23 protein-coding genes are annotated in these 26,466 nt (G+C 44.0%); 9 read left to right on the top strand and 14 right to left on the bottom strand.

Going from position 1 to position 26,466, the window contains the following annotated elements:
- Positions 1 to 31 precede the first annotated feature (31 nt).
- Positions 32 to 1,357: a D-amino acid dehydrogenase gene (locus IE130_RS06255; protein ID WP_189583296.1), complete on the top strand. Its 1,326-nt coding sequence runs from the start codon at positions 32 to 34 to the stop codon at positions 1,355 to 1,357.
- Between the two features lie 120 nt (positions 1,358 to 1,477).
- Here IE130_RS06255 and IE130_RS06260 read toward each other — a convergent pair whose 3' ends face one another.
- Positions 1,478 to 3,640 carry a molybdopterin oxidoreductase family protein gene (locus IE130_RS06260; protein ID WP_189583299.1) on the bottom strand — a complete coding sequence of 721 codons (2,163 nt, stop codon included), beginning with the start codon at positions 3,638 to 3,640 and terminating at the stop codon, positions 1,478 to 1,480.
- Positions 3,641 to 3,851: 211 nt separating this feature from the next.
- Positions 3,852 to 4,565, bottom strand: coding sequence for a TetR/AcrR family transcriptional regulator (locus tag IE130_RS06265; protein ID WP_189583302.1), 714 nt, complete (start codon positions 4,563 to 4,565; stop codon positions 3,852 to 3,854).
- A 151-nt stretch (positions 4,566 to 4,716) separates the two neighbouring features.
- Here IE130_RS06265 and IE130_RS06270 point away from each other — a divergent pair, with 151 nt between their 5' ends.
- The 4 genes from IE130_RS06270 (at position 4,717) to IE130_RS06285 (ending at position 8,798) form a co-directional block, all read left to right on the top strand.
- A complete protein-coding gene (locus tag IE130_RS06270) occupies positions 4,717 to 5,946 on the top strand; it encodes an NADH:flavin oxidoreductase/NADH oxidase family protein (protein WP_189583305.1) in 1,230 nt (409 codons plus the stop codon).
- 453 nt (positions 5,947 to 6,399) lie between these two features.
- Positions 6,400 to 6,603 (top strand): CsbD family protein, encoded by a 204-nt coding sequence (locus IE130_RS06275; protein WP_010196100.1) that lies wholly within the window; start codon positions 6,400 to 6,402, stop codon positions 6,601 to 6,603.
- 1,127 nt (positions 6,604 to 7,730) lie between these two features.
- Positions 7,731 to 8,210 (top strand): hypothetical protein, encoded by a 480-nt coding sequence (locus IE130_RS06280; RefSeq protein ID WP_189583308.1) that lies wholly within the window; start codon positions 7,731 to 7,733, stop codon positions 8,208 to 8,210.
- A 225-nt stretch (positions 8,211 to 8,435) separates the two neighbouring features.
- Positions 8,436 to 8,798 (top strand): hypothetical protein, encoded by a 363-nt coding sequence (locus IE130_RS06285; protein ID WP_189583311.1) that lies wholly within the window; start codon positions 8,436 to 8,438, stop codon positions 8,796 to 8,798.
- Positions 8,799 to 8,984: 186 nt separating this feature from the next.
- Here IE130_RS06285 and IE130_RS06290 read toward each other — a convergent pair whose 3' ends face one another.
- The 8 genes from IE130_RS06290 to IE130_RS06325 form a co-directional block, all read right to left on the bottom strand.
- On the bottom strand, positions 8,985 to 9,296 hold the full coding sequence (locus tag IE130_RS06290; protein ID WP_189583314.1) for a YqfO family protein: 312 nt from the start codon (positions 9,294 to 9,296) through the stop codon (positions 8,985 to 8,987).
- A 70-nt stretch (positions 9,297 to 9,366) separates the two neighbouring features.
- Complete coding sequence (locus IE130_RS06295; protein WP_189583317.1) at positions 9,367 to 9,999, bottom strand: DNA-3-methyladenine glycosylase; 633 nt, start codon at positions 9,997 to 9,999, stop codon at positions 9,367 to 9,369.
- Between the two features lie 716 nt (positions 10,000 to 10,715).
- Positions 10,716 to 10,928 (bottom strand): hypothetical protein, encoded by a 213-nt coding sequence (locus tag IE130_RS06300; protein WP_189583320.1) that lies wholly within the window; start codon positions 10,926 to 10,928, stop codon positions 10,716 to 10,718.
- A 565-nt stretch (positions 10,929 to 11,493) separates the two neighbouring features.
- A complete protein-coding gene (purC, locus tag IE130_RS06305) occupies positions 11,494 to 12,207 on the bottom strand; it encodes a phosphoribosylaminoimidazolesuccinocarboxamide synthase (protein ID WP_189583323.1) in 714 nt (237 codons plus the stop codon).
- Positions 12,208 to 12,347: 140 nt separating this feature from the next.
- Entirely contained in the window at positions 12,348 to 12,668 is a 321-nt protein-coding gene (locus tag IE130_RS06310; protein ID WP_227669975.1) for a hypothetical protein, read from the bottom strand.
- Between the two features lie 147 nt (positions 12,669 to 12,815).
- Positions 12,816 to 13,721: a 4-hydroxy-tetrahydrodipicolinate synthase gene (dapA, locus tag IE130_RS06315; RefSeq protein ID WP_189583329.1), complete on the bottom strand. Its 906-nt coding sequence runs from the start codon at positions 13,719 to 13,721 to the stop codon at positions 12,816 to 12,818.
- A 433-nt stretch (positions 13,722 to 14,154) separates the two neighbouring features.
- The gene (locus tag IE130_RS06320) at positions 14,155 to 15,363 is read right to left on the bottom strand and encodes a metallophosphoesterase family protein (RefSeq protein ID WP_189583332.1); all 1,209 of its coding nucleotides are present in this window, start codon (positions 15,361 to 15,363) and stop codon (positions 14,155 to 14,157) included.
- 245 nt (positions 15,364 to 15,608) lie between these two features.
- Positions 15,609 to 17,063, bottom strand: a complete 1,455-nt coding sequence (locus IE130_RS06325) for a Do family serine endopeptidase (protein ID WP_189583335.1) — start codon at positions 17,061 to 17,063, stop codon at positions 15,609 to 15,611.
- A gap of 664 nt (positions 17,064 to 17,727) precedes the next feature.
- On the opposite strand from IE130_RS06325, the gene IE130_RS06330 reads away from it, so the two are divergent.
- The gene (locus IE130_RS06330; RefSeq protein WP_189583338.1) at positions 17,728 to 19,959 is read left to right on the top strand and encodes a cation:proton antiporter; all 2,232 of its coding nucleotides are present in this window, start codon (positions 17,728 to 17,730) and stop codon (positions 19,957 to 19,959) included.
- A gap of 293 nt (positions 19,960 to 20,252) precedes the next feature.
- Here IE130_RS06330 and tmk read toward each other — a convergent pair whose 3' ends face one another.
- Both tmk and mltG read right to left on the bottom strand, forming a co-directional pair.
- The gene (tmk, locus tag IE130_RS06335; RefSeq protein ID WP_227676152.1) at positions 20,253 to 20,963 is read right to left on the bottom strand and encodes a dTMP kinase; all 711 of its coding nucleotides are present in this window, start codon (positions 20,961 to 20,963) and stop codon (positions 20,253 to 20,255) included.
- An 87-nt stretch (positions 20,964 to 21,050) separates the two neighbouring features.
- On the bottom strand, positions 21,051 to 22,346 hold the full coding sequence (gene mltG / locus IE130_RS06340; protein ID WP_189583342.1) for an endolytic transglycosylase MltG: 1,296 nt from the start codon (positions 22,344 to 22,346) through the stop codon (positions 21,051 to 21,053).
- Between the two features lie 169 nt (positions 22,347 to 22,515).
- On the opposite strand from mltG, the gene IE130_RS06345 reads away from it, so the two are divergent.
- Together IE130_RS06345 and IE130_RS06350 are read left to right on the top strand one after the other, a co-directional pair.
- A complete protein-coding gene (locus IE130_RS06345; protein ID WP_189583346.1) occupies positions 22,516 to 23,280 on the top strand; it encodes a DpnI domain-containing protein in 765 nt (254 codons plus the stop codon).
- Positions 23,281 to 23,421 (top strand): DpnD/PcfM family protein, encoded by a 141-nt coding sequence (locus IE130_RS06350; protein ID WP_189583349.1) that lies wholly within the window; start codon positions 23,281 to 23,283, stop codon positions 23,419 to 23,421.
- A gap of 13 nt (positions 23,422 to 23,434) precedes the next feature.
- On the opposite strand, the gene IE130_RS06355 is transcribed toward IE130_RS06350, so the two are convergent.
- The gene (locus IE130_RS06355) at positions 23,435 to 24,460 is read right to left on the bottom strand and encodes an aminotransferase class IV (protein ID WP_189583352.1); all 1,026 of its coding nucleotides are present in this window, start codon (positions 24,458 to 24,460) and stop codon (positions 23,435 to 23,437) included.
- Between the two features lie 15 nt (positions 24,461 to 24,475).
- The gene (locus IE130_RS06360) at positions 24,476 to 25,150 is read right to left on the bottom strand and encodes a hypothetical protein (RefSeq protein ID WP_010200905.1); all 675 of its coding nucleotides are present in this window, start codon (positions 25,148 to 25,150) and stop codon (positions 24,476 to 24,478) included.
- Positions 25,151 to 25,526: 376 nt separating this feature from the next.
- Here IE130_RS06360 and aroE point away from each other — a divergent pair, with 376 nt between their 5' ends.
- Complete coding sequence (gene aroE, locus IE130_RS06365) at positions 25,527 to 26,387, top strand: shikimate dehydrogenase (protein WP_189584111.1); 861 nt, start codon at positions 25,527 to 25,529, stop codon at positions 26,385 to 26,387.
- The last annotated feature ends 79 nt before the right edge of the window (positions 26,388 to 26,466 follow it).

Below are 26,466 nucleotides of genomic sequence, written 5' to 3' on the forward strand. Positions count from 1 at the left end.
CGTCATGATTAACATGAGCATAGAGAATCCTATGACACATATTGCGGTACTCGGAGCAGGCGTGGTGGGCGTGACCACCGCATGGTATCTACGTCAGGCAGGCTATGATGTGACCGTGATTGAGCGCGAATCAGCGGCAGGTATGCAGACATCATTTGCTAATGGCGGTCAAATATCAGTATCGCATGCCACGCCTTGGGCCAATCCTGCGACTCCGATGAAAGCGCTTAAGTGGTTGTTTAAAGAAGATGCACCACTACTCTATCGCTTGCGTGCAGATAAAGCCCAGCTCAAATGGGCCATGCAATTTTTGCAAGAGTGCCGCGCCGATAGAGCCGATGCCAATCTCGTGCAAATGGTGCGCTTGGGTCTGTATTCGAGAGATACTTTGCAACAGCTGCGTGCTGATATCGGTATTGATTACGAGCAGCAAACCCGCGGTATCATGCATTTTTATACCAATCAGGCAGAGTTTGATGTGGCTATCGAACCTACTGAACGTATGCAAGCACTCGGTTGTGAGCGCCATGTGATTGATATTAATAATGCTGTTAGTTTAGAGCCAGCGCTTTACCCAATAGCGCATAAACTCACTGGCGCAACCTATACCAGCCGTGATGAGTCTGGCAATGCGCATCTATTTACCCAGCGTTTGGCACAGCGCTGCATCGATTCTGGCGTACAGTTTTTATATGATACCGAGATTTTGGCACTCAATACTGATGCAAATTCTACCCGTCCGCATGTGCATAGTATTACCATTCGCCCAAAAGGCGAGAACGCGCAGACCTTTAGTGCTGATAGTCATGTGTTGGCGCTTGGCAGCTATAGTGTCTCCCTATTAAAACCGCTGAACATTCATGCACCTATTTTTCCCGCCAAAGGATATTCAGCCACTTATCAAATCAACCCTCGTGCACCGCATTTAGCCCCTTTTGTTAGTCTGATTGATGATGAGTTTAAACTGGTTACCTCTCGACTAGGTGATAAGCTACGGGTCGCTGGAACAGCGGAGTTTAATGGCTATAATTTAGACTTAAATGCCACGCGCTGTGAAGCCATTACTCGTCGCGTACAGCAGTTGTTCCCAAAAGGAATTATTGCAAATTCCGTAGAATACTGGACGGGACTGCGGCCTATGACACCTTCAAATGTCCCACTCATTGGACGGGCACATTGTGGTCAAGTGAAACACGGTAGCCGCAACGATGGTGCTACTTTTGATAATTTATGGCTCAACACGGGTCATGGCACACTAGGCTGGACGCATGCTTGCGGCTCTGCAAAAGCGATTAGCTTATTAATCCAAGGTGAAACCCCTAACGTGGATTTTGACTTTGTCGGTATGAGCGCTTAATCGGATAAACGATGTATTACAATATTATGCAAAAAAAAGAAGGCGCTTACCTATAGTAAGCGCCTTCTTTTTAATTTAGATTTAGGGAAAGACTTATATTACTGTGCTGCCCATCAAGATTTATGATGCTGTAGCCAATGCGTCATCTGTTGCTGATTCAAGCGCTTCTAATTGTACTGGCACACCATTTACTGCTGCGTTGCCACTCAATTGATCAATCAAAGTATCGTCCGTTAAATCATTCACACTGACGCCTGCATGCGCTTGGGCAATCTTTTGCTTAACACCTTTGCGACCATGACCGAAGCCATGTGGAATACTAACAACGCCTGGCATGAGCTCATCAGTCACTTCTGCGGCAATGATAACGCTACCCACCCGAGACGTCACTCTGACGTTTTGACCATCTTTAATGCCTTGCTGCTCAGCAGTTTCAGGGTGTAACATTAACGTACAACGTGATTTTCCTTTTACCAATCGATGGCTATTATGCAGCCAAGAGTTGTTGCTGCGCACATGACGGCGGCCAATGAGCAAAATGTGACTGTCATCATATTGCTGCATCATCTCTTTTACACGGTCTAAATCTGCTTGATAAAAATCAACATTGAGATGAATCTGCTTGTCTGCATGCTTGATGGCCTCTGGCAACATGCTGTGCAGTGGCCCTAAATCGACACCGTGCGGATTGTCTATCAGCGTATCCAAGGTAACCTCTTTATAAGGCCCATACTTGAGACCCTGCTCGAGTAAAAACTTTGGCCCAAACGCTTTTGTCGCTGCACGTTCTTTTTGTATTGCTTCTGGGGCATCTTTATCCAAACGATCAGCCAATTCTAAATAAATCTCCCAATCATGCTTTTCATTGTCTTTTCGATCAAACAAGGCAGGCGAGTATTTGGCGACATTGTGCACGGCAAAACCATTAAAGGTCACGTCATAATGGTCACGTTCTAGTGGCGATACCGGTGGTAAAATAATATTGGCATGACGGCTGGTTTCGGTCACAAAATAATCGAGCGACACCATAAACTCCAACCCTGACAAGGCTTCATCTAATTTTTCACCATTTGGGGTGCTGAGGACAGGATTGCCGGCGACACTCATAAATCCTTTCAACTGACCTTCGCCTGCTACCAACATCTCATCCGCCATCGCAACCACTGGATACTCGCCATTGAAGTCAGGCAGATTGCTTACTCGGCTGTGGCGTTTGCCTAAATATCCTGGGCCCGAGCTATTGACAACATCGACCGCAGGATTAGGGAACATCAATCCGCCCACTTCATCTAAGCGACCGCTCACGATATTAATGACCATCGACAGATACTGGCTTAACAAGCCGAACTCTTGCACCGATATACCCATGCGACCATAGCAGACCGAGCTTTCAGCCTCGCAAAACTCTTTTACTAAACGTTTAATTTCAAGTGCGGTAATACCAGTAATACTGGCTACCGACTCAGCCGTATAGTCTTTGGCAAAAGAGGCTATACGATCAATCTCTGGGGCCAAAGCCGCCGCTCTACTGTCTACCTTGGCATAGCCTTGCGCGTAGATTTCGTTCAACATAGCCAGTAATAACAGAACATCAGTTGCGGGACGAATAAAATGATGCTCGCTGGCAATCTCTGCGGTTTCTGTGCGTCTTGGGTCAATCACAACCACTTTACCCGCGCGAGCTTTGATATCTTTTAACTTTTGACGCATGTTCGGCGCAGTCATGATACTGCCGTTAGAGGCCAGCGGATTACCACCAATAATCAACATATATTGTGTGCGATTCACATCGGGCACAGGGATACGCAGCATGTGACCAAATAGATGCATGCTGACGATATGATGCGGCAGCTGATCAATTGAAGTGGCAGAAAAGCGACTGCGTGTTTTTAGGCTGGTTAATAGTTGCTTGACCGTTAGCATGCCACCCATGTTGTGCACATTCGGATTTCCCAGATACACCCCAAAGGCGTTTTGACCGTATTTTTGCTGTACTGATTGGATGCCTGCCGCTACTTTGTCTAGGGCGTCCGTCCAGCTGATTTCCTTCCAACCGTCAGCGGTTCTTTCGACAGGTTGACGCAAACGGTCAGGATCTTCATGCAAGTCTTGTAAGGCCGTGGCTTTCGGACAAATATAGCCTTGAGAAAAGGGATCGTTTTTATCGCCTTTAATCGATAATACTTTTTCGCCATCATGTTTTATTTCAACGCCGCACATCGCCTCGCACAATGTGCAGGTCCTAAAATGTGTTTGTTCGTCAGCTACCATTTCTTTAGCCATAGTCGTGCTCCCTGTGTGTTATTTACTCTAGTTTCCGTTCTACTTTCGTTTTATACAGTCGATTCAATCTAAAAAGAATACAGTGCTGTTGGGATAAATTTTTTGAAGTCTCTGGAGTGCAAAGCACGCAGCAGTCAAGGAGTATTTATACCAGCAGAACACTATTTTTAACGTGCCCCTTTTATTTTGAACCAACTACAAGTTACTTTCTTTATTGTTGCGTTCGTGCAAAAAAATTGCCGAACAATGCAGCAAAATTTGCACTCAAAATGGTGATCGCTTGTTGTTTTGAATAACGCTCTTGATGACAGCCTAAAATTAATTCATGGACTTGTGCGCTAGCAATATCGACACAGAGATTCACGTGAGTGCGTTCAATAGAACGACCAGATAACTGTAGTCCCTGAATGAATATCTCCGTCCACTCTTCTTGTATTTCTGTAATAAGATTGCCTAACTGTTTATGCTCCGAATCCTTATTCACGGCATTTATTGTCTTTGAGCCAAAGCGCGGACGATCTTCGATAAGGTGTTGAAACAAGGCAATATTCTGAAATGCCGCATCAAAAATCAGGGTTAAACAGGACTGGCAACGCTGGTTAAATTGCTCTTTATTCAAAAAATCATAATCTTTTATCATCGTTACCCAAGCCATACGCATGGGGGATAGGTAGTTGTCTTTGAGCTGTTCGCTTAATTCATGTTGCAAGGCATCAAGGCTATCAAAATGATTGTAAAAGCTAGGCTGAGCAATGCCTGCACCCTTGGCAACTTTATTCATGCTCATGCCACAAGTGCCCTCTACGCTATAAAGCTGTAAGGCACTCTTTAATAGCGCGCGACGCGTTTTGGCTTTTGCCAGCTCACGCTTTGATTCGGTTGCTGGACTGGCAGCCATGCGAATGAAGTCTGTTCTAGCGTTCACCTTCAATATCGACCTCGATTGATGTTTTAAAATGACTTATGGGAATAATTACTATATCGACTATAAGATTATAGTCATTTAAACTATAAGTCTATAGTCAAATTCATCGTCAAACTTATTTTTCACGAAACAATACTTTTAGGTTGCCACCATGACATCAGCAGTTTTTTCTCCTTTTTTATTACCTTGTGGCACCAGTCTCTCAAATCGCCTTGCCAAAGCTGCTATGGAAGAGAATATGGCAGATGAAGGACAAGTCCCCGGCTCTACTATTTTGCGCCTATATCAACGCTGGGCTGAGGGTGGTACTGGCTTATTAATTACCGGTAATGTGATGGTCGATGGTCGCGCGATGACTGGTCCGGGCGGTATCGTATTAGAAAAAGACAGTGATATAGCTCCTTTTGAGGCGTGGGCTAAAGTGGCCAAAAAGAATGACACCCAAGTTTGGATGCAGATTAACCATCCTGGTCGCCAAGTGTATGCGGCTATGGGAGGTGATGTGTTGTCACCTTCTGATGTTTCCCTTGATTTAGGAAAGCACTCTCATCTGTTTGGCAAACCCCGCGCCATGACCCATCAAGATATTGAGCAGCTGATTCAACGTTTTGTCGATACTGCTTTAAAAGCAGAACAAGCTGGTTTTGACGGCGTGCAAATTCATGCCGCTCACGGTTACCTTATCTCTCAGTTTTTGTCGCCATTAACCAATAAACGTGACGATGAATTTGGCGGTTCGATTGAAAATCGTATGCGCTTATTAATCACGGTTATTAAAGCTGTTCGTGCACAAGTTTCGCCTCGCTTTGCCGTCGCTGTAAAAATGAATTCAGCCGATTTTCAGCGTGGGGGTTTTGATGCTGATGATGCAAAAACCGTTATTTTAGCAATGAATGGCCTTGCTGTTGATTTGGTGGAGTTATCTGGTGGCAGTTACGAAAGCCCAGCGATGCAAGGCACAACGGCAGACGGCCGAACCTTGCAGCGAGAAGCTTACTTTTTAGACTTTGCAAAAGAGATTGCGCAAGTGGCCACCATGCCCATTATGACCACAGGCGGTGTCAGGCGTTTGGCAGTAGCAGAAAACGTCCTAGCCCAAGGCATTGATATTGTCGGGATGGGCACAGCCTTAGCGATGAATCCCGCTTTGCCTAATGACTGGAAAGAAAACGATCAGCTCAGTGCCCACGATCCAGTGGTTCAGTGGAAAAACAAAACCTTGAGTGCAATTGCGACTATGGCTGTCATTAAGCGCCAGCTGCAACGCATGGGTGCAGGAAAGCCACCAAAACCCAATGCTTCACCCCTATTTTCATTGATTCGTGATCGTCTCCGAGTAAAGAAGCTGACCAAGCGTTATCAAGATTACTTGGCTAAGTAGTCTGTGTTTGCACCTTTATAAGAGGCGTGTTGCACCTTTATAAATAGGCATTGCTGATTGCTAAAATTGTTCTAGGGCGTGTCCTCATTTTATTCCGAGCTGAATATAGACGAATATAAAATCCGAGCTATTGATAAAGCATGATGGTATTGAGAAGTTGGTAGAAAACCTCTTGGGTTATTTACGTATTTCACTGACAACACCCCTTATTTATTACACAAATATGGTCTCCATAACATACTCATGCAGATTGCTATCATGAAGTAACACTCTAAACATTGCCTATACAGACAGCGTAATTTTCAAAGCCTATATTAGGGGCATCAGTTAGCTTATTTTTATAGATATCAAATATACGGTAACTAAATAAAAGCAGCTACTGAACTTAGCATTAAGTAAAACCAAACAAGATAAATATCTGGATTAATTAATAATCAAAAAAGGAATATAATAATGAACGAACATACCCTGAAAGGTGAATGGAACCAAGTGAAAGGCTCAGCTAAGCAAAAATGGGCTGACCTTACTGATGACGATTTATTACACGTTGAAGGTAGCCGTGATAAATTGGTTGGTAAAGTCCAAGAACGTTATGGCCATAGTAAGGATGATGCTGAGCGCGAAGTAGATGATTGGCGTCGCGAAAACAAATATTAAGCTATCAGCTAAGTCACCAATGACATTATTGATGATTTGATAAGTAAAAAAAACCGCATGATTCTCATGCGGTTTTTTATTAGCAGCTATTTAACGCTTTATACAGTACTCAATAACGTATTTAAAACAGGTTGAATAAAAATTTCTCAACCTATAGACACGATAAAACCGCATAGCAATTAATTGTTATGCGGTTTTATTGTTAACTATCCATGTTACCTATCACGACTGTAATCTATGCATCCTTGCATAACGTTCAGCATGTTGCGATACCGGGCATCCTACCCTATTTACTACGGTTACTAGCATTAACTGCTATCAGCAAAGGTTATGTATCCTTTCTTCATTTACCGTTATCATCCTGATGCCAGTAAACGAATCATTATCCTTAATGCGGTCAACTCAATCCTTGAGTTACATTCCCTGATGCCGTGTATGTATAATGCCTAATTCTCACCCTGATGTTAAGTCGCGTAAACGTCATTGCTTGTAAGCATATGCTTACAAAGCCAATTTACTCTAATGTCGTTAATACTTCCAAATCAGCATTTCTCCCAAAACACTTCCCTGCTCTTTGGCAATATAACGAACGCTAACGCGGAGAAAACAATACTTACCCCACATGGCATAGAGGAATAAATAAACTCATATTTAACGGAGCTGTCTGTGACATGGTGGTCAAAAATATTGGTCAGTAGCCTACATACAAGCATCGTTATACCTACAAGTTATGGAAACAAAATAAGCTTAAATAGCCTCTATATTTTTTTATTGCTAATACTCAGGTATGTGCCGTATTGTTGTTTAAGTGATTGTTTAAGCAACATATCCTTAAACGTGGAATTACAACTCACTAACGCAAATGACACTTAACATCAAGTTTTGTGCCTTATCATAGATAATGTAAGAAAATATTTCAAAACGCAATATTCTCCAGTTATTAGAGCAAACAAATAAGACTGCTAATATAAAAAAGTACCAAGTCCTTCTTTATTGGCGCTACTAATTTATCGGTGCTATTAAGTCAAATATATATCAACTGCATTACGCTGTTAGAGGTGAAAAGCAATCACGTAATTATCAATCACGTAATTATCAATCAAAAAAATATCGTAGGAGATTTTATCATGAAGATTTTACAGCTATTCTCATTGAAAACAGCGAGGTCTGCTGGCCTTTCACTCACATTGCTAGGTACGATGGTCGGTTGTACTGTCGTAGGACCAGGCTATGACAATAACTCTGTCTATCGCAGTGACAAGGGTTATGACAATAACGCTAGCTACAACCGTGTGAGCCAGAAGCTGCGTCAGGATTTGCGTCGTAAAGGCTATCAGGTCATAGACATCAAATCCGATAATTATCGAGGCAATCGAGCGATCACCGCCTATGCCAAAAAGAGCAATCAAACCTATGAGCTCAAGTATACTTATCCTAGCCTAAAGCTTATCAGCTCAAACAGACAAGACTGGTCTAAGAAGCGCTACGATGACAAATATGATAATGACCGTGACTACGATAAGCATGATTATGATAAGCACGGTAAATACAAGAAAAAAGGAAAAGGTAAGTACAAAAAGAACCACAAATATAAAAAGAACTGGTAATCCTAAGAAAGCCAGTGAAGTGCTGTATTTAAATAGTTTTCAGTCGTAAGTTTCACATGATATCTCGAAACTTACGACAAGGTAATGCTAAGTCTCATATTGCCTTACGGTAAAATTTTGGCATCGTTAACCTATTGATGTCTAAGGTCAAATAAGCCAGCCCTTGGTTTGTTTGGCCATTTTTTATAACACTGTCAAAAAACTTGAACTTGATAAGAGGATATTATGAATATCACAATCCTACTAAAGCCAACTGTTGCCACCGCTATGGTCACAGCGTTAATGATAACGACAGGTTGCGTCACTGCCCCCGGCTACAATGCGTATGGCGACCTTTACGAGGATGCTTATAAAGACAGTAAAGTCTATAAGAGGCATAAAAAAGCTATCAAAAATGTTGATAAAGAGCTTTATCAACCAGCTATCGAACAACGAGCCGCCAATAAAGTCAATAATATGGGCTACCGTGTCAAAGACGTCAAATATAAAAGAGGCGATAGCAAAATAAAGGTAAAGGCCACACGTGGTAGTAAAGATTATAAAATCGAACTTGGCTATCCAGGCTATCAAGTAATTAAGATAAAATAAGCCTAAACCACTGCTAATAACCTATAGTCAGGTCAATATAAAAAAGAGTCAGCGTGACTGGTATAAATTTTTCGTAGCCTCTGTCTGCGTAGGCACAGCAAGCAAGAAAAGTTTGTGCCAGTCACGCATCATAATGTCATGTACCCATTTTATTTAGTATCAACTATACCTCTAAAGCTCAAAAGCTCAAAAGTCTAGCACTTCGATGACATCATAGGCAGGCGTCTCATAAGGGTGTGCCTGCTTTAGTGCCTCAATAACTTGCTCAATATTAGCAGTGGCAACCACCATCTCTACTCGCCACTCATCAACCTTTTCGAGCTTATCTTGCGCACCAATATGCGGATCACTGCCTGCCAGCGGCATAAACTGCCCCACCCCTTGTACTTGCCAGCAGCATTGCTCGTAATTGCCAATCGTACCAGCGCCTGCTGCAAATAAAGCAGACTTAACTGGCTCTAATGCCGCTTCGGGAACAAAAACCGTCAATTTATACATAGTGTCACCCTTTGTTTTATCTATTAGCATGAGAGGGAATCTCTATTACTATCAGAGTGCGGCCATCTTTTTATTTTTTTGATAATGAAGGATGGTCGCTCCAGATATAGCGCAATAGCCAGTCTTTGGCATCGCCAGCATAATCAATACCGATACGTGGACGTAACGATATCGGTGGCTGACAGCCATCATCTTCGAGCCAAACTGCTGACTCTACACTGATAGATTTACCATTTAACGCGCGATCGATTTTTAAGCCTTTCGTCAACTTGCCAGGACCTGCCATCTGGGTTGGATGAGTAAGTTGCTTATTCGTACTCAGGAATTGTTCTTCTATTAAACGATCACTATCGTCGGTTAAAAACCCAGCCCGTATTAATACCGACTCAGGAGACTCTTCTCCACCGCTGACCAGATTGAGCATATGATGTACACCGTAAGTCAAATAGACATAAAATATGCCGCCTTGCGCATACATAATTTCAGTACGTGCCGTTCGGCTACCCGCATGCGAATGACAGGCTGGATCGTCCTCACCGATATAAGCTTCAGTTTCTGAGATACGCATGCGCAATACTTTCACTGTGCCATCAGTATCCGTTAACTTTCTACACAATACTTTGCCAATCAAATCAGCGGCGACCACACAGGTTGGTCGAGTAAACCAACTAGGGTTTAAAACAGTTGATGAAGCAGTAAACATTAGCGAAACCTTTTCTTATTTTTATCATCTAATTGACATGACCAAATATTAATAAACAAGTATTAATAAATTAGCATAAAAGTAAGATAAGATATTGAAGACAATGTTGGCGCTATGTTTGATTTTTTATACGAGTTAAGCTACAAACTTGTGCCTAAAGGGATAATATTCATGGTGTGTAACAGCCATCCACAATGATGGCTAGAGAGGATTTTATCACTGAGCATTATTAGGGTGTGTCCTCAATTCAACCGATAGCTATCTAAATGGGATAAAAGTAGTTAAATCTTGCAGTCTGTTTTGAGTAGTTCCATTATACCAATCTGTTTTGAGTGGTTCATTAATTGATTGATGACACTAATTAGTTGGTTCCGGTGGGGTATACTTTTCCATGTCATTACAGAAGTAAGTGTGCCACCAATAATGATTACTATACCGAGAATGATACATACTTTTTAAGAAGTTTAGGCATTGGACTATCCGTACTAGATGCAAAGTAGGTATTCTGAGCTTATTTTTTTGATAATAGCAGTCTTATTCTTTAAGGTTTTTTCTGTACAAATAATAGAAACGAGTAGATCAAGACATAAGACAACCGCAAGTACCGAACCTAGAGATTTAATGATAACTTTCCTATTACCATAACCTGCGACACAAAAAACAGCTCCTAATTAGGAGCTGTTTTTTATCAGATAATACGATTAAAATTACGTCAACTAACGGCGGTTTTGAACATATACCACTTTAGATGCATGCTTATGGTTTTGAGCCACAAATTTCTTATGTGCAACTTTCTTAACGACCACTTTCTGAGGGGCTTTGTGTTGCTGTCCATGGGAGACTTTATGTTTTACAAAATGCGGTGCAGGTGCGGCACTTGCTTGACCAATCATCGCAAAACAAGCAGTAGCAGCTAGAATAGAACTCATCATTATCTTTTTCATTATCATTTCCTTCCAAATGCTTATCAAGCATGAGTTATTAATTAAGATGTAATGCTTACAATCAAACAAAATGGTTTGATGAAGCCTTGCTTTATTGACAAAGGAAATAATAAACGATTAGGAGGTTGCGTAGCTTTATGAAACTTAAAGAAAGGTTACTACTGTTACTAACTGCTCTAATCTTCTTGAGAAGTATGATGTTCCTGTATTTTTGCTAGCACTGGTAACGCTCACTAGGGGATATAAAGCTCTATCAATACCAATTTTTTGGAAAACCATAGCCTTAAGCCATGCTATCGATTTCATAGTTATTAAATTCATATCCAACACAAGCAGTTCGATAGCTATATAGCGGATCGATCACAGATAGAGTATGTATGATAAGTACACCGTAAAGTACACTGTGGCTATCTCAGCGTGTCAAAACGTTGATATCATTAGCCTACAACCTAAGATTAAATTCCTCACTAGGGTACCATCATTCATATAATGCCATAAAAAAACTGAGCACATGGCTCAGTTTTTTTGTTTTGCGCTAGACATTTACGACTTAGCTAAGTGGCACACCAATACGGTTGGCCACTTCTTCGTAAGCTTCGATAACATCGCCTAATGATTGACGGAAACGGTCTTTATCCAATTTCTTCTTGGTATTTTTGTCCCAAATACGGCAACCATCTGGTGAAAACTCATCACCCAAAACGATACGGTCATGGAATACGCCAAATTCTAATTTGAAATCGACCAGTATTAAATCGCCTGCATCAAACAGTGCCATTAATACGTCGTTGACTTGATGCGTCAGCTCTTCCATTTTTGCTAATTGTGCTTCGGTAGCCCAACCAAGAGAAACAGAAAGTGACTCATTGACCATTGGATCACCAAGCGCGTCATCTTTGTAGAATAGCTCATAAGTAGGCGGCGTCAATGCTTGGCCTTCTTCTAAGCCTAAACGACGAACCAAACTGCCCGCAGCGAAGTTACGTACGACGCACTCAACTGGAATCATATCCAAACGCTTGACCAGCACTTCGTCATCAGATAATTGTCTTTCGAAATGAGTTTCGATACCAGCGGCAGCCAGTTTTTGCATAATAAAAGCATTAAAGCGGTTATTAACCACACCCTTACGTGCCAACTGTTCGATACGCTTACCATCAAGCGCCGAGGTATCATCACGAAAGTGTAAAATCAGAAGGTCGTTGTCTTCTGTTTCATAGACTGATTTGGCTTTACCTTTATACAGCAGTTGTTGCTTTTGCATTATGGAGTTCCTGTTCGTTCAAGCTTATGTGGTAAAAACGCGCAGCGACCGCTGAATCCTATATGACGTCATTCATGAGAACATCATGTCCTGAACAATCACAATAAAAAGTCAGCGGTGTAAGTAGGGAAATACGGTATTTAGTTTGAAGTATCGCTCACAGCGACAGCACGTTGAGGCTTAGGCAGTTGATACTGCTTACCTGCTTCGTTCTGTAAGGTGAGCGTGTTTACGCCTGCATTTGGGGTTGTGTATAACGGCACAAAGGCTGCTGGTTGTTGAGTCACCGGTAGCTCTAGTGGTGCAAGCTTCTTACTCTCTTGATACTCTAAGCTGCCATTATCGCGCTTACCAAGAAAGCCTTTGGTCATTTGACAGCCACTTAATACTAGTGTGCTACCCAATACCAAAACCATCATAGCAGGAAACGTTCTTGTAGGGGTTGATGATACTTTCATCATATTATCTCTCTGAGTTAGCAATTTTTGCTCATTTGGACGATTGGCTCGTCGTTTTGATAGAACCTTATAAGTTCTTGCCAAGCCAATGTCATCAGCGACTGGCTCAGCATTTACAATGATTCACTTCTATAATAAATTCGCACGCATCTATAGTAAATTTGCGCGAACCAAAGCTTCATCAATAGTGGCATGATGTTGTTCTGCTAGCCAAACCAATGGCAAGCGGATACCCGTATCTATCATACCCATTTTATGTAACGCATATTTTGCTGGAATGGGGCTCGATTCAATAAATAAATCACGATGCAAGTGCTTAATCACGTCATGTACTTTGTGCGCGGCATCAAAATCACCACGTAGCGCGGCCGAAAACGTCTCACTCATGGCGTTCGGTGCGACATTAGCCGTTACTGAAATATTGCCTTTGGCACCCATTTGCATCAAATCAAGCGCCGTACCATCATCGCCAGATAGCACGACAATACGATCGCCAACCGCTTTAATCAATTGCTCACCGCGAGCTACTGAGCCCGTCGCATCTTTAATCGCGACGATATTATCGATATCAGCCAAACGTTCAACCGTATTTTGAGCGATATCGACCACGGTACGCCCCGGTACATTATAGAGCATCTGCGGGATGTTTACGGCTTGGGCAATGGCTTTATAATGTTGATATAAGCCTTCTTGTGGCGGCTTATTATAGTAAGGAGCAACCAATAATGCACAGTCTGCACCAGCATCCGCCGCATCTTGCGTCAGTTTGATGGCTTCAGTCGTATTATTCGCGCCTGTACCTGCTATCACTGGCACGCGGCCTTTGACATGCTTCACAAAGTAACGAATCACATCGCTATGTTCTTGCATCGATAAAGTCGCTGATTCGCCAGTGGTACCGACGGCAACGAGACAGTGGGTGCCCTGCTCAATCTGCCAGTCTATGAGATCGGCCAGACGTTTATAATCGACCGTGCCGTCAGGGTGCATGGGCGTTACCAAGGCTACCATTGAACCTTGTAGTCGGGTTTTAATCTCGTCGTATGCTGTGCTCATAACCGTGCCTTACTGTTGTATTATCCTAGCTTTATTAAAGCTGTCACATGATCGATCATTTGCAACTACCTATATCCATTTTTAAGTCAATAGACAAGCCAATGACAGGTATTGCTTGATGTTCATACTGGGTGTTTATATACCTACAATAATGACATTTGCACTATAAAATCATGTGCAGGTCTGCCCGCACTAACATTATTTTTGTCAATTGCCGATGTTGTCTATTGATAGCCATAAAAACGCTTACTAGTGTAGCATATTTTGATTTGACCGCTATCAGTCAATTAATGCTCAGCCTAGGTATATCGTGTGCCATGTTAAGCCCTGTTTAACGCGATGGTAATGCGCAAGAGTGACTGACTATAGACTTTATTATTTAATAGTTAGTTTAGCGTAATTATGAAACTGGGATAAATGCTTTTGAGTCGTTTTAACGAATCGTCAACACATCGATAGTCGGACGATACAAGCGAAAAGGCAATCCTCGAGTGCCCACTCCGCTACTGACAAATATCTGCGCGCTACCATGCTGATATAAACCCCGCTGCTTACCCATCCGGCTGCTATCCAATAACGACGACTGATTGCCTATACGGCGAATATCTTGCTTTTTTTGCGCCTTTAGTATGTTTTTCTGTATCGCTTTAGCAGCCCCCGTTATCAATAGTGGTCGCGGCTGTAGCGATTTTGGTAAGTCGCTAATACTATCAAATCGTGACGCAAGAATAATGACAGGTTTAGTCGCCTGCGCGATTTCGGCACTAAGCGCCACTTTACTAGGTACCTGCAAAGTTTTGGCATCGCTCGATTGTTTCGGAACATCTTGCCAACCGCAAAGCACCGCCACGACTGGATTATCCTTTAGGTTTGTTTGTGTACGGGTATTCGGGTGACCTTTAATGGAGCTTGTTTGATTTGCTCTTAATCGACCGTTGCCAGTTTGGGCACATTTAAGCGGCAACGACGTACATTGCTGCCCGATATAATTGATATCAAGCACATCAAAGGCACTGGCCAAGGTATCTTTCAGTAGTGGCTGACCTTGCTTGGTAGTATTAATCGACTGATAACGCAAATCCGAGGTACTCATCACCGTATAAACGGGTTTGTTTACTCCCTTAAACAGCATCAACTGCCCCACCAAATCTGCGCTCGGATAATAGAGCCAGTCACCTGTAATCAGCACTGCATCTGCTGACAGCGCATTGATGGTAGCGACAAGCTTGCGAATATGACGCGGCTTGCCACTATATAAGCCAATACGCAAATCTGCTAATACCGCTACTGTGAGCGGGGCTGACAAGTCTAAATCAACCGCATGATGCTGTACGCGTAAACAGTTGGGCTGCACAACGACAGTATAAAAGTACAAACCCATCGCGATGGTAGCCATCAATACAACGCTCGGTGACAATTGTGCCAGTAGAGGCGTCACTTCTTGTACTCGCCCAGTTACCAACAGTAACGCCCAAACTGGCATGGTATAAGCAGCATAATATAGCGTCAATTTTGACCAAATACGCAAAAAGCGTTTTGTGGGATTGGCATTGAACGTCTGTAATCCTGACCACAATATGATATACGCTAGCAATGCTGCCGCTGTCGTGATGCTGAGCGTATAAAGAGCGTGGTCAGTCATAATTACCTAGCTGTATATAGAGGTATGAATAGTCGTTTGTGCAGTGGTCAATTAATGTTGTTCAATCAAATCAACACCCAACTCAATGTCGCTTAATCAAAGTTAAATCGAGCAATAGCATATCATCAAAATCAATCGATAAAAAAATCAGCCATTATAGAGGTCGCGCTCTATGATAGACAAGTATAATTATCAACGCTTAGTGAGATACTTCATTTAAGCATAGTAGATTGACTATATGGTGGCTATTCAATGCGCAGGCCGATAATACCAGGGATGCCTTGGCGCATGACTTCAATCGTTACTACCCCTTTTTTGGGAAGTGAGGAGATAGCGCTGGAGAAATCAGTGACCTTCGCAATCGGCTTTTGGTGAAAGTTGGTAACGATATCGCCAGCGAAAATACCTGAACGCGCGGCTAAGCCAGTCGGGTCGACGGTCGTGACCAATATGCCTGTTTTGTTGTCAACAGCCAGCTCTGCCTGCTCATCTGGAGTCAAATTGCGCAGACGTAAGCCCAGTTGTATCTCATCGTCTTGCTGTGAGCCGCTTTGCGCTCGGACATCATTTGGCGCATACGTTAGCGTGCCTTTTACCGTCATTTGCTTGCCGTCACGCTGAATCTGAGCACTGAACGGATCATTGGGTCGTGCTCGATTGAGCAGATTCAATAAATCTGCGGCGCGCATAATCTGTACATCATTATATTGCAAAATAATGTCGCCTGATTGCAGACCTGATTTTTGTGCTGGTGAATCTGGTGAGACACGTGTAAGCAGAGCACCCTGTGGACGAGCCAAGTTATACGCTTCGGCCAGATTGCGATCGATGTCTTGAGGATAAATACCCATATAGGCACGCGCGACTTCACCGTTGGTTTTTAGCTGCTCGTAGATATCCATCGCCGCGTCAATGGGAATAGAAAACGACAAGCCCATATAACCGCCCGTCCCACTAAAGATACGTGAGTTGATACCGATAACTTCACCGCGCTGATTGAATAAAGGTCCACCTGAATTACCCGGATTTAATGCTACGTCGGTTTGGATAAAAGGCACACTGGTCTCACGTGAAAAACTGCGTGACTTGGCACTCACGATACCTGCGGATGCCGAATAATCAAAGCCAAATGGCGAGCCAATCGCCAATACCGGCTCACCTACTTTTAGACTGTTTGAATCGCCAATGGGCAAAGCTGGGAACTGATCACCCACGACTTTGAGCACGGCCACATCTGAGCGCTCATCGCTACCCACCAAGGTCACATCCAGCTCGGTTCTATCATTAAGAGTCACAGTGATTTTATCTGCTCCAGCAACCACATGATGATTGGTCAACATATAACCATCAGTGGTGACAAAAAAGGCAGTGCCATAAGCGTGTTCAATCGCGGGCTTCGCTGCTTGATCTGGGATACGCAAGCGATCCCCGAAGAACTGACGTAAAAGCTCGGCGGTTTGTGCTTTGGCAAGCTCATCTTCACTGACCGTTTTGGTGACATTGACCCGTGCCACCGCTGGCGTCACTTGCTGTACCAAGTCAGAGAAGTCAGCAGTGGTGACCGCTGCTTGTGCCTGAGGCATAGTGGCTGCATTAATGCCTATCGCCATTACCGTGCCGATAGACAGTGCCAAACTGCTACGTTGCAACCAACGCTGCATACGAATAGTGGGTTGCGCTTGAAACATATTGATAGGCATATTGTCTCCATATGAGTGGTTATTATTGTTAGCAACAATATTATCGCTATTATCGCCATAATAGAATAGATAGCAAGCTTGTATAAATCTATAGGGATAATCTATAGCAATAATTTATAAGGAACAATTTATAAGCAACCATCTTGAACGCTGGTCAGCTTATTACTATTACTTGCCTGCCAGTTTGTGTCGTAGCGATGGGTAAGGATAATGACGTGAATATAAGCCATTTTGATACCCCGTCGTCTTATCCCCTCGATTTCGTAATCTTTTATAGCGCGTTCACCTAATCATGTGTCAGCGCAGAACGATGGCGCGCGGCTATCACGTCAGACAGACCCTTGACATATATAAAATAAAATCATGATATGATAACAAGCCTAATAAATTTTTTAGCAAACAATAGTTAGCCACATCGGGCAGCTATGAACTATACACTAATCGAATTGGCTTTTAACGCCCTTATTTTCCATCTTTTGCGCTTCTAGCATTTTTTTATTTATCTAGAGACGCGTTTGTCTTTACTACTATATAGTATATATATCATCCATGATTCATGATGGCTATGGTTATTATTAATTTGCCGTTATAAAAGGTTTTGGCCGCTAACGATAACCCACTTTAATAGCTAGACAGCATCACAAGATTATAAAAGGATTAATTTATGGATACCGCCCTATTATTATCCGGCGTGGTTGGGATCGGCATTGCCGCCCAATGGTTGGCTTGGTATTTAAAGCAACCGTCCATTTTATTTTTGTTACTCATTGGCATTGTTGTTGGGCCCGTACTCGGCGTTTTCGACCCTGATTTAGTCTTGGGCGAGCTGATGTTCCCGTTCATCTCTTTGGGCGTGGCGATTATTTTGTTCGAAGGCTCACTGACCCTTGAGTTTGATGAAATCAAGCAACACGGCACGGTCGTACAGATGCTGGTGTCGGTCGGGGTGCTCATCACCATTGCTATCGTCGCGCTGTCGACTTATCTATTGTTCGATGTCGATCCATTGATTGCGTTGCTGTTCGGGGCGCTGGTATGTGTCACTGGGCCGACGGTGATTATGCCATTGTTACGTAGTGTGCGCCCAAACAAGACCATCTCCAATATCCTCAAATGGGAAGGCATTATCATCGATCCCATTGGCGCTATCGCCGTGGTATTGGTCTATGAGTATATTATCTCTGGTGGTGAAGCCAGCAGCATATTGCTATTTGCCAAAATTGTCGTGCTTGCAACGGCGCTTGGTATGGCTGGCGCATGGGCATTGGCGTTCTTAATGCGCCGCCATATGGTGCCTGAGTTTTTACGCAATGTCTTTACCCTAGCCTTTGTTTTGGTTTTATTCTCTGTCTCCAACCATTTAGAGCATGAGTCTGGTCTGCTAACCGTCACCGTCTTGGGCGTCGCACTGGCGAACTGGCCCAAGTTCCCACGTGAGACTATTTTAGAGTTTAATGAATCTTTAACCGTTTTACTTATTTCGGTATTATTTATTATTCTTGCAGCTCGTGTTGAGCTGGCAAGCTTAATGAGTGTGGGCTTTGCAGGCTTAGTGCTACTCGCTATCGTGATGTTCATCGCGCGTCCCTTATCGGTCTGGGCATCTTCCATTGGCTCAAACCTAAAAACCAATGAAAAGCTAATGATCAGCTGGATTGGACCACGTGGTATCGTCGCCGCTGCTATCTCATCGCTGTTTGCGATTCGCTTGCAAGAGTATGATATTCAGGGCGTTGAGCTGCTCGTCCCCCTAGTATTTATGGTCATCATCGGTACAGTCATGATTCAGGGCTTGGGTGCAAAAGTAGTGGGCAATTTACTTGGTGTGCGTGAGCCTGAGACTAATGGTATTCTTATCGTTGGCTCCAATCCAGTTGCGTTGCTAATCGCAACCTCCTTAAAAGACCAAGGCTTCGATGTCATCGTCGCTCATAATAACTATACCAATATCGCCCGCGCACGTATGAGTGGTCTGCGCACCTATTTTGGCAACCCCATCTCCGATCACGCTGACCATCATCTTGACCTTATCGGTATTGGTCATCTATTCGCGATGAGTATGGATAAAGAGATGAATACCTTGTCTGAGATTCATTACCGCCATGAGTTCGGCGAGCGCAAGCTCTATCGCCTCAAGTTCAGCGATGAAAAAGTGAAAAGTGAGCGCGATGATAAGCAGTCAAACTTTCATTCGCAGTGGTTGTTTGGCAAAGACGTAACCTATACCAAACTTGCCAGTATGCTGTCCAAAAAAGCCCGTATTAAAATCACTAACATCACGGACAGCTATACGTTTGAGCAGTATAAAGCCGACAATAAGCAGTTCGTGCCGCTCTATACACTAGACAAAGAAGGCAAGCTGCAAGTCATCACTGATAAGTTCGAAGGATCAGTACCACGTGATCGCAAGCTGATTTCTCTAGTCGTTGATGATGAAGTCCAGCCAAAGCCAGTGGACGTCACGCCAAAACAAGAGCAAGCCCGTGCTGCCGCAGATGCCAGTTTTGAAGCCAACTCCAAAGCGCCTGAAAAGCGCAAAGAGAAAGAGATGGTGGAAGATATCGCTGATACCCCAGAGCAAGAGCCATCCATAGCGGTTGATAAAGAGAGTGACGCAGCGAAAAAAACCGTCAAGGCTGAAATAGATAAACGTCAGGGAGCGGAAGCTAAAGATGTCTCTACTAGCACAGTCAACAAAGGGGTGATGGCAGATAACTCAACGGCAACGTCAAAAACCAGTAAGTCGACTAATAGTAGTACAAACGGTAATGGTAGTGCGCCCAAGATAAAAAGTGGTGCGCTCGACCCTAACCGCCTACCCGACTCAGATCATGACAATACCGCCAACAATGTGAAGGTGAAGGATTCGGTAAAAAAGGATGCGGATAAACCATAAACGCTATTGTCTGAAAAGCTAATAAGCAAATTAAAAGCCCTCATAATGATTATGAGGGCTTTTTTATAGGGCACTAGTTGACGATGTTTGGCAAGATTTAGCCCATTTAGATGACTATAGTCAGTGCAAAGTAATATCGAACCATCACGCACTGCTGATATCAATTTTTCTTGCTTGCTGTGCCTGTGCCTGTGCCTGTGCCTGTGCCGACAGAGGCTACAAAAAATTAATATCAAAAGTATCGTAGCGTTTTTGGGGTATTTTGACTATATCGAGTGAATTGGAGACACGCCCTAGCTAAGATGAAATCTTGTCGCAACTGTTTGCCATACTCGTGCACTGACCTCCTCAGCGCTACCTGAGGCATCGATACGCTGGATACGCTCAGGGTGCTCGGCTGCGAGCGTACTGAAACCTGTATGCACCCACGTAAAAAACTCAGTCGCCTGCTGCTCAAAACGATCGGCAGCGCTACGTTTACCCGCCCGCTCCATGCCTTCTAATACGGGCAAATCCAACCATAAAGTCAGCTCGGGCAACTGGGTAACGAACTGAGTGATGAGGGACTCAATTTTGACTCGTACAGTAACGTCACCATGCGCACGCCCAAAGCCCTGATAGGCAATGGTAGAGTCGGTAAATCGATCACATATCACCCATGTTCCCTGCTGTAGTGCTGGCAAGATTACCTGCTGCATATGGTCGCAGCGCGCTGCAAACAATAACAACAGCTCTGTGTCGTCATTGATCTCCGTCACCGGATCCAATAATATCTCGCGCACACGCTCTGCAAACGGGCTACCACCTGGCTCACGGGTACGCAGATAGTCGATATCGCTATCTTGCAAGCGCGCACATAACTGCTCGATAGCAGTGGTTTTACCCACGCCTTCAGTGCCTTCAAAACTGATAAAGCGCCCTTGCCTGGGCGTTGTATCCGTAATATCAGTCGTGGCTTGAGTTGAATTGGTTTGCAACAAGTTGGCTGGTATAGATGCTGACATGATATGACCTTATGTCATTGATGAGCACTATATGAATTTTTATAGCGCTCAGTAAATGATAGGTTTTATGAAAAGTAAAGCGATGGTTTACTGCGGCGGCGTTTGAGATTTTTTCTCACGCATGACGCTCAGGTATTCTTTTACCGCCTGATTGTGTTCCGCCAAGCTATTGGTGAATTTGTGCCCGCCATTTCCTGTCGCCACAAAGTACAGCGCTTCACTATCCGCTGGATGTAAGGTGGCTTCGATAGAGGCCGCAGATGGTAGCGCAATCGGCGTTGGTGGCAAACCATCGATTTGATAGGTGTTGTAGGATGTTTTTTCGTCGATGTCTTTACGGCGAATGTTGCCATCGTAGCGGCTGCCCATGCCATAGATAATCGTCGGATCGGTCTGCATGCGCATGCCTTTATCCAAGCGATTTTTAAACACTGCTGATACTAAGGGACGCTCTTCTGCCACGCTGGTTTCTTTTTCGATAATAGAGGCCATTACCAGTGCTTCATAAGGACTCTTATAAGGCAAATCTGGCGCACGATTTTCCCACGCTTTGGTCAACGCTTGCTGCTGACGCTTATACAAATCCGTCAATACCTGCTTGTCACTGGTGCCCTCGCCATAATAATAGGTGTCGGGCGCAAACCACCCTTCAAGATTATGATTGACGATAGAGTCATTACTGTTGGTCACGCTCTTTGGCAATATACCGACCAAGTCCAGTCCTTGAGCAATACTGGCGTTACTAGCATCACCGCTGTCTGCTATTAGCACTTCTTTTTTGATATTGTCGTTATCACGTAGCGATTGATATAAGTCTTTGGACGTTTTACCTTCGATAATTTGCACTTTTACCATTGCCGCTTTGGCACCCTGCGCGAGCACTTGTAGCGCCTCAGCGATGGTTGGGTTCTCTGGTAATTGATAAATGCCTGCATGTAATGGTGCATCGACTTGCGACTTAATATAAAGCTTGGCGACACTAGCAGAAAACAGTGGTGTCTGCTGTTGCCACTGCGGCAGCAATCCGTAGTAAGTCTGACCTTGCTCGATCGTGACCATCTGCTGCGGCTGCTCAATCCGTCCAAACAGCGTCTGATAAACTATGACTAAGAGAAACGCTGCAATCAGCCCCAGCACAAGCAATACTTGATAGCCACGCTGCATAAAGAACGATTGATTGTCCACTTTATATTTACGCGGCTTAGTCTTGCCACTGATGAGCGAGATATCCGTTGCCGGCACTTCCTCGCCTGCGGCCTCATTCACGACTGGCTTGGCATCCGATGGCGTGCCAGCGATGCGCTCGTCAACAGTGCCCTCTTGCTCATTGGATGGAGTATCATTAGGACGTTCAGGAGGCGTTTCAGGTGTTGGATTGCTCATGGCAACTCGCAAGGCAGAGGTTTGCTAGAATTTAGCACTGAACCGTGCGCTTTTCAATGGTATTTGCTTAGCTTGTGAATTAACTTGCTGTGGATGCGCATTTATATGGCTGAACATTCCTACGCTTTTATTGATATTTTTGTTTTGTCTACTACAAAGAAAACTTATTATGAATCTACATTTCAACCAACCTCTCGCTGCAAACTATCAATCTGAACCCCAAAGGATTCGTGTGCTCAGTGAAGATTGGGTTGCGAACCAAAGCTATTGCCCTAATTGTAGTGCCGAGCCATTGGTTGAATTTACGAACGGCAAACCTGTCGCTGATTTTTATTGCTCAAACTGTCATGAGGAATATGAGCTAAAAAGTAAAAAGGCAAAATTGAGCAACATTATTAATGATGGTGCTTATGACACTATGATTGAACGTATTAATAGTGACAATAATCCCAGCTTTTTCTTTTTGACCTACTCTCAAGAATATAGGGTGAATAACTTTTTAATCATTCCTAAGCAGTTCTTTCAGCCGGACATGATTATAAAACGCAAACCATTATCCGTCACTGCCAAACGTGCGGGTTGGATTGGTTGCAATATTGACTTGCGCAAAGTGCCTGAGTCGGGGAAAGTGTTTTTGGTCAAAGACCAGCAAGTCATACCACGCGATAATGTCACCGAGCAATTTCAGAAAACCTTGTTTTTACGCGAGCAATCTATCACATCACGTGGCTGGACATTAGATGTTTGGCAGTGTATCGATAGGCTGGATGTGAATTTTTCTCTCAATCAGGTTTATGCTTTTGCTGATGAGTTAAAGCTCAAACATCCCGAAAACAATCATGTTAAAGATAAAATCCGTCAGCAACTACAAGTATTACGCGATAAAGGCATTATCGAATTTTTAGGTCGTGGGCAATATCGAAAGTTGTACTAATTGCTGGAGAATATTGTAGAAATTAGGGCAAAAAACGAGCAGGAAGCACTATTAAAAGCGCAAGATATGTATCGTAATGAAGAGGCTGTTTTATATCCCGATGATTTTATTGACACCAAATTTAATATTTTTGCGCGATAATAAACGGCTTTATTTAGCCGATATTTTTTTGACTTTTAAAACCCACCACTTCACCCGACAATAACGTCAAACTACTCATTGGCATGATGCCACGTAACGCATTACAAAAGAACAGTTGGCTTAAATGGGGTAAATCCTCATCTGATAACGACCTAATGGTGACTGGCTGTTCTGTGGTGGATAACCCATCGATAAGCACTTGCCGCATCACGCCAGCGACGCCCGATTGCGCCATAGAGGGCGTGTACCATTGACCAGTGCTCAGATAATTGCTGTTTTTAGGACGTGGAGGATTGGAAGACTTTGCGAATGGCGATTCTGATAATTGATAGAACACATTACTCATCGTCCCTTCAACCCAGTGCCCGCTCATATCACGCAGCAGCCCCTCACCGATATTGGGTTCGGCATTTGCTGATAAATGATTGGTCGATAAATGATTGGCTGGTAAGAAGGGGTTGGATGTTAATGTTTGGGCTTTAACGCGTTGTAGCTCAGCGCTTGCCAGCACATTATCGAGGCGATTGAGGCTTTTAAGTCCGGCAAGCGGTGGCGGTAGACAGGCGAGTTGTGAAGACAGACAAATGGCTGAAGTCATTAATTGCAAAGGAACTAAGCACCCATTCGGTAAAGGCATCTGCTCAGCAGTGGCGATAGGCATAGCGGAAGACTTGAGCCAAACTTCGCAAGCACTACCGGATGTACTTGGCGCATAACCATAACCACGGACATCTTGCGCCGCGCGGGTGACGATAAGCTTAAGCATGCCTTGCTGCAATTGCTTGGCCTGTGTCTGCAAAGTGGCCAATAGCGCTTGGCTATCGATATCGAGCTGTAGAGCATCGGCATGAGAGTCAAGGCGCTGCTGATGATAGTCCGACCACAGTATCAGCCCGTCGATGACGCCCATAGTGGTAAAAAATCCATCACCGTATGCCAGTCCGCGATTGTCTAATGACATTGTTAACGCTGTCCCTGCTGCATTATCGCTAGCCTCGCTTAGAGGGTGCAGACCTATCCAGCTGTTAGACGACGGCATGATAGCTCCCACCATTTAGCTATTGTCTGTTTGAGCAGCAGCTTTGTTAAGCACCAGCATACAACTATAAAACTCACATTTCGCCAGCTCTATTTTTTGCCCACCGATGGTTTTATCTTTGATAATTTGACCATTCAGCATATCAGCGAGCACTTTGCCACCGTCATCACCCATCAGCTGACGCGCTAGCATATAGGATTTTTTGGCATGATTTTGACTCAGCTCTTTTTCTTTATCAGAGTCGGTTGGATTGGCATAATACCAGCCAAGTTCCAGATATTTTTCGGAATCGATAATATCTAAATAAGGCGCATCGGTATTCATAAAGCGATACTTAGAAGCTGGATTACTGGCATAGTCTAGGCTGTTTTCGTCGGTACTCACCACTTTACCAAAGGTCGCTTTGATACCATCTAGCTCATCAACCGTGATCGGCTCTACTTGGTCAGCGCCCCATGCCAGCACATCATATTTTACTGGTGTTCCTTGCTGAGCAGTCGCACCATCTAAATCAGCCGTGTCAGTCGGAGCGGTCTGCGTAGAAGTATCTGTGGCGGTCTGCTCGCTAGTGGTTGCCGCGCCAGCCTCTGGATCTTGGGCGTCTTCTTTGGTGCTATCACAGCCACTCAACGTCACGCCAACTGCCATTATCATACTGACCATCAGGGTCTGTAGGTTATTATTCAACATGGACAATGTACTCACACTTTTAGATTGATCTCAAAATAGTATTAACGAGCTGGCAGATACGCCACTGATAATGAAGAATGTTTTATTAAAAAGCTTGGTGATAACCTAGCAGTTACTATCGCATATTGATATCGATTTTTATGCTCACTAGTTTACCCAACTGCTGAACGCTTGACTACCCTTTACGTTACGGATACCACTCCCAGACAGTACAGATTTGTTAAAGACCTCACGTTTTAAACCCCTATGTTCAATCGTGTATTTGTCGCTTGACCGCCCTGTTTGTCAAACATAGCGTTATCCCTTATGATGAATGGGTTTGAACGGTTATCAATCTGACTCCTTCATGCCCTTACTGCCAGCGGACTATTTATTTATGACCCAGCACTTTATCGTTATTGGCAATCCGATTGCCCACAGCAAATCTCCTGAAATACATACGCTATTTGCGGCGCAAGCAGGCATTGATATTCGCTATCAACGCCAGTATTGTCCCGATGATGCAGCCAGCTTTGCCGCGGTCGTCGAGGCATTTTTTCATGGTGGCGGTGTGGGTGCCAATGTGACAGTTCCCTTTAAACAAGTCGCTTATGCGTGCTGTCAGTCGCGTGGTGGCTTATCAGAGCACGCCAAAGTCGCTGGTGCGGTCAATACACTCCTGCTCAATAAAGCACTATTAAACAGTGGCACGCCAATAGCAGAGGCGCTGTACGGCGATAATACCGATGGGCAAGGATTGGTCAATCATATCACTAGTTTAGGCTGGCCGCTGGATGGTGCTCGCGTTGCCATCATTGGCGCTGGTGGTGCCGCGCGCGGGGCAATATTACCTTTGATTCAATCCGGTATCGGAACTCTGACCATTGCCAATCGCACAGTGAGCAAAGCCACCGACTTGGTCAGCGAGCTTAGCGCTGCCAGTACGTCTATCAGTCAGCAGCACATTACTACCTGTACGACTAACGAGTTGAGTGGACAGTTTGACATTATTATTAATGCGACATCGATTGGTCTATCGGGCGAGACCTTGCCACTGAACGACGCGTTAAACACGCGATATGCCTACGATATGATGTATGGTCGCACTCTACCGTTTTTAGAGCATTTTTCGGCACGTGGGGCGCAGACCTCAGACGGCTACGGCATGCTTATCGGACAAGCGGCGCTAAGCTTTGAGCGCTGGACAGGTCACAGTATCGATGTCGTACAAGACACTAAAGCTCTCAACGCCAAATAAATCAAACCGTCATTTATATGCTGCTTTGAGCCATAAAGGCGTATGAAGCCGAATCAGACAGCTTTGTCATACGCCTTTC

Source organism: Psychrobacter glaciei, from assembly GCF_014652895.1.
Classification (GTDB): Bacteria; Pseudomonadota; Gammaproteobacteria; order Pseudomonadales; family Moraxellaceae; genus Psychrobacter; species Psychrobacter glaciei.

Excerpts from the sequence above, each read along its gene's own strand:
- IE130_RS06255 (WP_189583296.1), top strand. The coding sequence starts at position 32 with ATGACACATATTGCGGTACTCGGAGCAGGCGTGGTGGGCGTGACCACC.
- IE130_RS06260 (WP_189583299.1), bottom strand. The coding sequence starts at position 3,640 with ATGGCTAAAGAAATGGTAGCTGACGAACAAACACATTTTAGGACCTGC.
- IE130_RS06270 (WP_189583305.1), top strand. The coding sequence starts at position 4,717 with ATGACATCAGCAGTTTTTTCTCCTTTTTTATTACCTTGTGGCACCAGT.
- IE130_RS06275 (WP_010196100.1), top strand. The coding sequence starts at position 6,400 with ATGAACGAACATACCCTGAAAGGTGAATGGAACCAAGTGAAAGGCTCA.
- IE130_RS06280 (WP_189583308.1), top strand. The coding sequence starts at position 7,731 with ATGAAGATTTTACAGCTATTCTCATTGAAAACAGCGAGGTCTGCTGGC.
- IE130_RS06285 (WP_189583311.1), top strand. The coding sequence starts at position 8,436 with ATGAATATCACAATCCTACTAAAGCCAACTGTTGCCACCGCTATGGTC.
- IE130_RS06290 (WP_189583314.1), bottom strand. The coding sequence starts at position 9,296 with ATGTATAAATTGACGGTTTTTGTTCCCGAAGCGGCATTAGAGCCAGTT.
- IE130_RS06295 (WP_189583317.1), bottom strand. The coding sequence starts at position 9,999 with ATGTTTACTGCTTCATCAACTGTTTTAAACCCTAGTTGGTTTACTCGA.
- IE130_RS06300 (WP_189583320.1), bottom strand. The coding sequence starts at position 10,928 with ATGAGTTCTATTCTAGCTGCTACTGCTTGTTTTGCGATGATTGGTCAA.
- purC (WP_189583323.1), bottom strand. The coding sequence starts at position 12,207 with ATGCAAAAGCAACAACTGCTGTATAAAGGTAAAGCCAAATCAGTCTAT.
- IE130_RS06310 (WP_227669975.1), bottom strand. The coding sequence starts at position 12,668 with ATGATGAAAGTATCATCAACCCCTACAAGAACGTTTCCTGCTATGATG.
- dapA (WP_189583329.1), bottom strand. The coding sequence starts at position 13,721 with ATGAGCACAGCATACGACGAGATTAAAACCCGACTACAAGGTTCAATG.
- IE130_RS06320 (WP_189583332.1), bottom strand. The coding sequence starts at position 15,363 with ATGACTGACCACGCTCTTTATACGCTCAGCATCACGACAGCGGCAGCA.
- IE130_RS06325 (WP_189583335.1), bottom strand. The coding sequence starts at position 17,063 with ATGCCTATCAATATGTTTCAAGCGCAACCCACTATTCGTATGCAGCGT.
- IE130_RS06330 (WP_189583338.1), top strand. The coding sequence starts at position 17,728 with ATGGATACCGCCCTATTATTATCCGGCGTGGTTGGGATCGGCATTGCC.
- tmk (WP_227676152.1), bottom strand. The coding sequence starts at position 20,963 with ATGTCAGCATCTATACCAGCCAACTTGTTGCAAACCAATTCAACTCAA.
- mltG (WP_189583342.1), bottom strand. The coding sequence starts at position 22,346 with ATGAGCAATCCAACACCTGAAACGCCTCCTGAACGTCCTAATGATACT.
- IE130_RS06345 (WP_189583346.1), top strand. The coding sequence starts at position 22,516 with ATGAATCTACATTTCAACCAACCTCTCGCTGCAAACTATCAATCTGAA.
- IE130_RS06355 (WP_189583352.1), bottom strand. The coding sequence starts at position 24,460 with ATGCCGTCGTCTAACAGCTGGATAGGTCTGCACCCTCTAAGCGAGGCT.
- IE130_RS06360 (WP_010200905.1), bottom strand. The coding sequence starts at position 25,150 with ATGTTGAATAATAACCTACAGACCCTGATGGTCAGTATGATAATGGCA.
- aroE (WP_189584111.1), top strand. The coding sequence starts at position 25,527 with ATGACCCAGCACTTTATCGTTATTGGCAATCCGATTGCCCACAGCAAA.